An 8348-nucleotide genomic window follows, 5' to 3' on the forward strand; every position below is an offset into this window, starting at 1 on the left:
CCGGCTGAAAGTGACTGATACCGACCGCGGCAACCGGCGCGGACCGGCGCGGACTGACGCGGATCGGCCACACCGCAGACGTCCGCGGACCTCCGGGGACCCTCCATCGCAGCGCTCGGGGCTCCAACGACTTTTCCTACCGTTAGTGTGGGGGCCCGTCCCAGACGCTTCAGCGCCCCTCGCGGGGTGACCCCGGCCGGAGGGCCCGTACCTCGATGTCCGCCACCCCACCTGTGCTTGTTCCCGCCACCCCACCCGAGTTTCCGAAGCACGTCGTCACCGCCGTCCTCGTCTCACACGACGGTGCTCGCTGGCTGCCGGACGCGCTCACCGGGCTGCTCGGTCAGGAACGCCCCGTACAGAACCTCATCGCGGCCGACACAGGCAGCGCCGACGACTCCGCGCGGCTGCTCACCGAAGCGCTCGGCTCCGACCGGGTGCTGCATCTCGCGCGCCGCTCGGGCTTCGGCGCCGCCGTGGACGAAGCCGTCCGTGCGGCGGGCGTGCCCACCCCCGACGACCTGCCCTATCTGAAGCGGCCCAGCGGCTGGGACCCGGTCACCAGGACCTGGCGCGACGACGCGTACGACATGCCGGAACTGCCCTACGGCGAACCGGTCCAGTGGCTCTGGCTGCTCCACGACGACTGCGCCCCGGCACCCGACGCGCTCGCCGAACTGCTGCGCGTCGCCGACTCCGACGCATACGCGGCGATCATCGGCCCCAAGCTGCGCGGCTGGTACGACCGCAAGCAACTGCTCGAGGCCGGCGTCTCCATCGCCAACAGCGGTCGCCGGTGGACCGGTCTCGACCGCCGCGAGCAGGACCAGGGCCAGCACGACCAGGTCCGCACCGTCCTTTCCGTCTCATCGGCGGGCATGCTCATCCGCCGTGACGTCTGGGAGGAGCTCGGCGGCTTCGACCGGCGTTTGCCCCTCATGCGCGACGATGTCGACCTGTGCTGGCGCGCCCACTCCGCGGGCCACCGGGTCCTGGTCGCTCCCAGCGCCGTGCTGCGCCACGCGGAGGCCGCAGCGCGCGAGCGCCGGACCGTCGACAGCGCCGGGCGTTCCTTCTCACGGCAGCCAAAAGACGGCCGCCCCTCCTCGACCGGGACCGGCTCCCCGATCCCCTTCACACGGCAGGGTGCCTCGCCCCACCGCGTGGACAAGGCCGGCGCCGTCTACACCCTGCTCGCCAACGCCCGAGGCCGCGCCCTCCCCTTCGTACTGGTGCGGCTCGTCGTCGGCACCCTCCTGCGTACCCTCGCCTATCTCGTCGGCAAGGCCCCCGGCCAGGCCGTGGACGAGGTGATGGGACTCTCCGGCACCTTGCTCCGCCCCGGGCGGCTCCTCGCCGCGCGGCGCAGGCGCCGAAAGCCCGCGGTGCACCCTGCCGACCTCAGGCCGCTGTTCCCGCCGCCCGGCGCCACCATCCGCGCCACCGCCGAACAGATCGCGAGCAGCCTCGGAGCGGGCCGCTCCTCCGACGCGTCGGGAGCCTCGGGGTCGGGCTCACGGCACGGCGCCGTGGAGTCCGGGCCCGGCGGCGACGACGCGGACTTCCTGGAGATCGAGCAGTTCGCCCGGCTCAAGCGGATCGCCCGCAAACCGGGACCCGTCCTCTTCGCGGTGCTGCTGCTGGTCTCGCTCGTCGCCTGTCGCGGGCTGCTCACCAGCGGGGCACTCGCGGGCGGCGCGCTGCTCCCGGCCCCGGAGTCGGTGCCGGAGCTGTGGGGGCGCTACGCCGACACATGGCATCCGCTCGGCACCGGCGGCACCCAGACGGCGCCCCCGTACCTCGCGATCCTCGCCGCGCTGTCCGGGCTGCTGCTCGGTTCCACCGGCCTCAGCCTGACCCTGCTGCTGGTCTGCTCGGTTCCGCTCGCCGGGGTGACGGCGTACTTCGCCTCCCGGCCGCTCGTCGAGTCCCGGCTGCTGCGCGCCTGGGCCGCCGTCGCCTACGCCTTCCTGCCCGCGGCGACCGGCGCGCTGGCCACCGGCCGACTCGGCACCGCCGTGCTCGTCGTGGTGCTGCCGCTGATCGCCCGCGCGGCACTCGCGGCGTACGGATTCGGCGGCAGCGGGAGCGGAAGCGCGAGCGACAGCACCAGCGGTGCGGACCGTGCCCTCGGCAGCTGGCGCGCCACCTGGGCCTACGCCCTGCTGCTGACCTTCGCGATGGCCTTCACCCCCATCGTCTGGCCGATCGCCCTCGTGCTCGCCGTCGCCGCGCTCGTACTGCGGCGCGCCGATCTCACCGCGTACGCCCTGCGCTCCCTCGCCGTCGTCGGAACCCCCCTGCTGGTCCTCGCCCCCTGGTCGCTGTCCCTGCTGAGCAGCCCCGCCGACTTCTTCCGCGAGGCAGGCCTGGACTTCGGGCCCGGTTCGGCGGGGGCACTCGATCTGCTCGGCATCAGCCCGGGTGGTCCCAAGACCCTCGGCGGTCTGGTGCTGATCGGCATCGTGCTGGCCGCGCTGGCCGCCCTGCTCCGCGAAGAGCGGCGGCACGCCATCCGCACAGCCTGGGCCATCGCCCTGACCGGTCTGGTGTTCGCCGCGTTCGCCAACGGCTCCGGCTGGGCCGGACCGGCCACCCTGGTCTACGGGGCCGCCCTGCTGGCCGCCGCGGTGATGGGCGCCGAAGGCGTACGGGAACGGGTCGCCGCCCAGTCCTTCGGCTGGCGTCAGCCGACCGCCGGCCTCATCGCCGTCGTGGCGGGCGTGGCTCCGCTGCTCGCCGCCGTCAACTGGATGGTCAGCGGGGCCGCGGGCCCGCTGGAGCGGCGCGACCCGGTGCAGGTGCCCGCCTTCGTCGCCGAGGAGAGCGACACGCGCGACCAGTCGCGCACCCTCGTACTCGGCGGCAGCTCGCCCGACCAGGTGTCGTACAGCCTGGTCCGCGGCTCGGGCGCCCGGCTCGGCGACGCCGAGCTGGCGCGGGCGGGCGGGAGCGACGCCCGGCTCGACAAGATCGTCGCCCGGCTTGTCGCCGGGTCCGGAGCCGACCAGACCAGCCAGCTCAGCGGTTTCGCGATCAGGTACGTGCTGGTGCGGGACGGGGCGCCGCGCCAGTTCGGCCGCGTCCTGGACGCCACGCCCGGTCTCTACCGCCTCAGCCAGCTCGACGGCAGCGCGCTGTGGCGGGTGGACCGCCAGGTCGCGCGCGCCGTCATCGTGAGCGGTAGCGGCGACAGCACGAACGCAGCGGCACAAGCCGCCGGTTCTGGCGCGAATGACGCCGCAGGCGCCGACGCGGCGGAGCCGGTGCCCGTGGCCGCGGGCCCGGTGGAGGCCCACACCGACATCCCCAAGGGGGCCGAGGGCCGGGTGCTGCGCATCGCGGACCGCGCCGACGACGGCTGGCAGGCCACCCTCGACGGCCGCGCCCTGCCGAAGACGACGGTCGACGGCTGGGCCCAGGGCTTCGAACTCCCGGCCGACGGCGGCCGGCTGGACCTCGTGTACGAGGAGCCCGTCACCCGTACCGCCTGGCTCTGGACCCAGGGCCTGCTCGCCGTCGTCCTGGTGGTGCTGGCGCTGCCCGGCAGGCGGCGGGAGATCGACGACGACCTGCCGGAGGAGGAGGCCGCGGTGCCGGCCGAGCCGGTGGAAGGCGAGGGGCGCCGGGCGCGCAGGCTGCGGGCGCAGGCGGCGGAAGCCGAGGCCGCGGTCGCGCCCGAGTTCGAGCCCGGACCGTACGCGGCCGTTCCGCAGCAGCGGCAGGACGGCGACGTGAGCCACGAGAGCAGCGGGACGCCGTATCCGTACGACGAGCAGACGTACGGATACGCCGGCACGGGAACCTACGACGGGCAGCAGCCGTATCAGCCGTACGACCCGTACGGAGGGCAGGGGTACGTGCCGGAGCAGCAGCAGTACGGGCAGCCGCAGCCGTCGCAGCAGCCGTACGACCCGTACCGGAACGCCCCGTACGACCCGTACGGCTATGAGACCGAGCAGCGTCCCGACGGGAGCAGCAACCAGTGAACCGCACGACCCTCTCCCTCTGCGCGGCCGTCACCGCTCTCGCCGCCGCCACCGGGCTCGCCGCGCTCACCGCACCCGACAGCGGCGGTGCGGCGGCCGCCGCGACGCGGACCTCGGCCCGGCTGCCGGTCGAGCGCACGAGCCTGCTGTGCCCGGCGCCGAGCACATCGGACGTGGCGGAGACCGCGTACACCTCGTTCACCCCGGCCGGTGCCGCGGCCGACACGGATGGGCGGTCCACGGCAGCACTCGAACCGTCCGTGTCGACGCTCAAGGACGCGACGCAGGGCGCCGCGCAGCCGACCGGCAAGAAGACGGGCGCCGCGAAGGGTGCGAAGCAGCCCGCTACCGGCAAGGCAGGCAAGCCGGTGGTCGCTCTCAAGGAGCCCGGCAAGCCGGTCGCCGCCAAGGAGTCCGGCAGCGACTCACCCGCTCTGGTCGGCACCGCGACCGGCCGCCTCGCCCCGGGCTGGACGACCCAGCAGACCACCACGGTGCCCGCGGGCAGCGGGCGCGGAGTGCTCGGTATCAGCTGCACCGCGCCCGACACCGACTTCTGGTTCCCCGGCGCCAGCCTTGCCAAGGACCGGCAGGACTATGTGCACCTCACCAACCCGGACGACACCGCCGCCGTCGCCGACATCGAGCTCTATGGCAAGGACGGCGCCCTCAAGTCCCAGCTGACCGACGGCATCCCGGTACCCGCCGGCGGCAGCGTCCCCGTACTGCTGCCGACCCTGACGGCCGACAAGGCGGAGGACGTGACCGTACACGTCACCACCAGGACCGGCCGGGTGGGCGCAGTGGTGCGCGGGGCGGGCGACACGACGGGCAGTGACTGGCTGGCCGCGTCCGCCGACCCGTCGAGCACCCTGGTGCTTCCCGGCATCCCCAAGGACGCCACGTCCGTACGCCTGGTGGCCTTCGCTCCGGGCGACGACGACGCCGACCTCAAACTGCGGCTCGCCACGTCGTCGGGCACCATCACCCCGGCCGGGGCCGAGGGCCTGCGGGTGAAGTCGGGCATGACCGCGTCCCTCGACCTGAAGGACGTCACCAAGGGGGAGCCCGGCTCGTTGCTGCTCAGCCCTTCGGGTAACGGGAAGGCGACCCCCGTCGTCGCCGCGCTCCAGATCACCCGGGGCAAGGGCGACAAGCAGGAGATCGCCTTCCTCCCGGCGACGGCACCCGTGACAGGGCGCGCCACGGCGGCCGACAACCGGGCCAAGGGCTCGTTGCTGTCGCTGACGGCGCCGACCGCCACCGCCAAGGTCAAGGTCACGGCATCCGCCGGCACCGAGGCGGGCGGGCAGACCGTCCAGACCTACACGGTGAAGGCAGGTACGACACTCGCGGTCACCCCGCCGGTGCCGTCCGGGCTCAAGGGGGCGTACGCCCTGACCATCGAACCCCAGTCAGGCGGCCCGGTGCACGCGGCGCGCACACTGATGCTGCCGCAGGGCGGGATCGAGATGTTCACGATCCAGACCCTTCCCGACGACCGCGGCACCGTTCAGGTCCCCGGGGCGGAGCAGGACCTCTCCGTCCTGGGCGGCTGAGGCACTCCGCCCCGGGCGGCTGAGCTACTCCTGGCCGTACCGGGGGTCGACGGACTCGGGCGACAGCCCCAGCAGGTCCGCGACCTGCTCCACGACCACCTCATGGACCAGCAGGGCGCGCTCGTCGCGGTTCTTCGTGCGGATCTCCAAGGGCCGCCGGTAGACCACGATCCGGGCGGGCTGTCCCTTGCCCGCGGGTACGGAGCTGCCGAGCGGCACGGTGTCGGTGTCGTCGAGTGACCTCGGAACCTCGACGACCAGGAACTCCACATCGCTTAGCTGGGGCCAGCGGCGCTCAAGCCGTTCGACCGAATCCCGTACGAGATCGCGGAAGGTCTCCGCCCTGCTCGCGGCGAGCGGCACCTGCGGCGGCGCGACGGGCCCCCGCATACCGCGGCCGTGGCGATCACGGCGGCGTGGCCGCGGCTCCCTGGGCTCGATCGGGCGGGGTGGTACGGGACTGTCCATCACTGACGCAGGGTAGCTCTACGGAGCGCCCGGGCACCGGGCCAGTCGGCCGCACGTGCCCCATGTCGTTCCGCAGGGGTGACCTGCTGTTCGACGTGTCGCTTGACGTGTGGTTCGACGTGTCGTTTATTGAGCGTTCCGGCCAAGCTTGGGCTCGATTCCATGCCTCTCCACGACCATGGATGCCGCCGTGATTGACGCGAAATGTGGTGGACGGTGACCGGATCACATAGGTCACTCGTGTGCGCACGCCGGTTCCCCCGCAGGTCAGAATGGGCACTCCGAAGACGTCTGTGCCGGACGTCACAGCACGACACGGGGGAGTGACCTGGTGGAGAGTCGTCGCAGCCCGCTCAAGAGTGCGGTACCGTCCAACGTCGTGAGCCCTGTACGTCGCTGTTCGCGCACCGCGTGCGGCCGGCCTGCCGTCGCGACGCTGACGTACGTCTATGCCGACTCGACCGCGGTCCTCGGCCCGCTCGCCACCTACGCCGAGCCCCACTGCTACGACCTGTGCGCCGAACACGGCGAGCGCCTCACCGCGCCCCGCGGCTGGGAGGTCGTACGGCTCTCGGACGGATCGGCCCCGGCCCGGCCCAGTGGCGACGATCTCGAAGCCCTGGCCAACGCGGTCCGCGAGGCGGCCCGTCCCCAGGAGCGCGCCGCGCAGGCGGGCGGCGGAGGCGTACGCCGCGAACCCATGGAAGTCGCACGGCGCGGCCATCTGCGGGTGCTGCGGTCGCCGGACTCCTGAGACCGCCACTCCCGCCGTTCCGTTCCCCCGCGACCGGGCGCGCCGGCCTGTGACCCGCCTTCGGCTTCCTTGGCACCATCTGTGTGTTCTGCTCCGTACCCCCCTTCTACGGGTAGTTTGAGGTGACCGCAGAGACTTCAGGAAGGTTGGGCCGTGGCTGCTTCTGCTGCTGCTGATCTGTCGCAGATCGTGAAGGCGTACGACGTGCGCGGGGTGGTGCCCGATCAGTGGGACGAGCCGCTGGCCGAACTGTTCGGCGCCGCGTTCGTACAGGTGACAAGTGCGGACGCCATCGTCGTAGGCCATGACATGCGCCCGTCGTCGCCCGGCCTCTCCGCCGCCTTCGCGCGCGGTGCGGCGAACCGCGGCGCCGATGTGACGCTCATCGGACTGTGCTCGACCGACCAGCTGTACTTCGCCTCCGGCCGGTTCGGGCTGCCGGGCGCCATGTTCACCGCCTCGCACAACCCCGCGCAGTACAACGGCATCAAGATGTGCCGGGCCGGGGCGGCGCCGGTGGGGCAGGACACGGGCCTCTCCGAGATCCGCGCCCTGGCCGAAGGGTGGATGGCCGACGGAGCCCCGGCGGCCGTGGCGACGCCCGGTTCGATCAGCGAGCGCGACACGCTCGAGGACTACGCCGCGCACCTCCTCTCCCTGGTGGACCTGTCCGCCATCCGCCCGATGAAGGTCGTGGTGGACGCGGGCAACGGCATGGGCGGCCACACGGTCCCGACCGTGTTCGCCTCGCTGCCGATCGACCTCGTGCCGATGTACTTCGAGCTCGACGGCACGTTCCCCAACCACGAGGCGAACCCGCTGGACCCGAAGAACATCGTGGACCTCCAGGACCGGGTGCGGGCCGTGGGCGCCGACATCGGCCTGGCCTTCGACGGCGACGCCGACCGCTGCTTCGTCGTGGACGAGCGGGGCGAGCCGGTGTCGCCGTCGGCGATCACCGCGCTTGTGGCCGCCCGTGAGCTCGACAAGCACCCCGGCGGCACCGTGATCCACAACCTGATCACGTCCTGGTCGGTGCCGGAGGTCGTGCGCGAGCACGGCGGCTCGCCCGTCCGCACCCGGGTCGGGCACTCCTTCATCAAGGAGGAGATGGCCCGCAGCGGCGCGATCTTCGGCGGTGAGCACTCCGCGCACTACTACTTCCGCGACTTCTGGAACGCCGACACGGGCATGCTCGCGGCTCTGCACGTCCTCGCCGCGCTCGGCAACCAGGACGGCCCGCTGTCCTCGCTGGTGTCCCGGTTCGACCGCTACCGCGGCTCCGGCGAGATCAACTCCACGGTCGCCGACCAGACCGCCCGTACCGCCCTGGTCCGCGAGGCGTTCGCCGGGCGGGAAGGCGTCACCATCGACACCCTCGACGGCCTCACGGTCTCGGCTGGCGACTGGTGGTTCAACCTCCGCCCCTCGAACACCGAGCCGCTGCTGCGGCTGAACGTCGAGGCGCGCGACGAGCCGACCATGGCGGCGGTACGCGACGAGGTGCTGGCACTGGTACGCGGGTCCTGACGCGCTGGTGTCTGGGTGCCGCCGCCCGGCCTGCACGGTTCTCCGTGC

5 protein-coding genes are annotated in these 8348 nt (G+C 72.9%); 4 read left to right on the forward strand and 1 reads right to left on the reverse strand.

What is annotated here, in order from left to right; all coding sequences use genetic code 11:
• Positions 1 to 215: 215 nt before the first annotated feature.
• Together ACFWI9_RS22930 and ACFWI9_RS22935 are read left to right on the forward strand one after the other, a co-directional pair.
• Complete coding sequence (locus tag ACFWI9_RS22930) at positions 216 to 3989, forward strand: glycosyltransferase (RefSeq protein ID WP_387164681.1); 3774 nt, start codon at positions 216 to 218, stop codon at positions 3987 to 3989.
• A complete protein-coding gene (locus ACFWI9_RS22935; protein WP_387164683.1) occupies positions 3986 to 5548 on the forward strand; it encodes a DUF5719 family protein in 1563 nt (520 codons plus the stop codon). The genes ACFWI9_RS22930 and ACFWI9_RS22935 overlap by 4 nt, the downstream gene beginning before the upstream one ends.
• Before the next feature lie 24 nt (positions 5549 to 5572).
• Here the strand turns inward: ACFWI9_RS22935 and ACFWI9_RS22940 are convergent, their stop codons facing one another.
• Entirely contained in the window at positions 5573 to 6016 is a 444-nt protein-coding gene (locus ACFWI9_RS22940) for a metallopeptidase family protein (protein WP_387164685.1), read from the reverse strand.
• A 331-nt stretch (positions 6017 to 6347) separates the two neighbouring features.
• On the opposite strand from ACFWI9_RS22940, the gene ACFWI9_RS22945 reads away from it, so the two are divergent.
• Both ACFWI9_RS22945 and ACFWI9_RS22950 read left to right on the forward strand, forming a co-directional pair.
• Positions 6348 to 6770: a DUF3499 domain-containing protein gene (locus ACFWI9_RS22945; RefSeq protein WP_387164687.1), complete on the forward strand. Its 423-nt coding sequence runs from the start codon at positions 6348 to 6350 to the stop codon at positions 6768 to 6770.
• A 153-nt stretch (positions 6771 to 6923) separates the two neighbouring features.
• Entirely contained in the window at positions 6924 to 8300 is a 1377-nt protein-coding gene (locus ACFWI9_RS22950; RefSeq protein WP_387164688.1) for a phosphomannomutase/phosphoglucomutase, read from the forward strand.
• Positions 8301 to 8348 lie beyond the last annotated feature (48 nt).

The organism is Streptomyces sp. NPDC127084 (assembly GCF_042724175.1).
Classification (GTDB): Bacteria; Actinomycetota; Actinomycetes; order Streptomycetales; family Streptomycetaceae; genus Streptomyces.

What these genes read in the sequence shown, in the direction of transcription:
- ACFWI9_RS22930 (WP_387164681.1), top strand. Translation starts at nt 216, where the DNA reads ATGTCCGCCACCCCACCTGTGCTTGTTCCCGCCACCCCACCCGAGTTT.
- ACFWI9_RS22940 (WP_387164685.1), bottom strand. Translation starts at nt 6,016, where the DNA reads ATGGACAGTCCCGTACCACCCCGCCCGATCGAGCCCAGGGAGCCGCGG.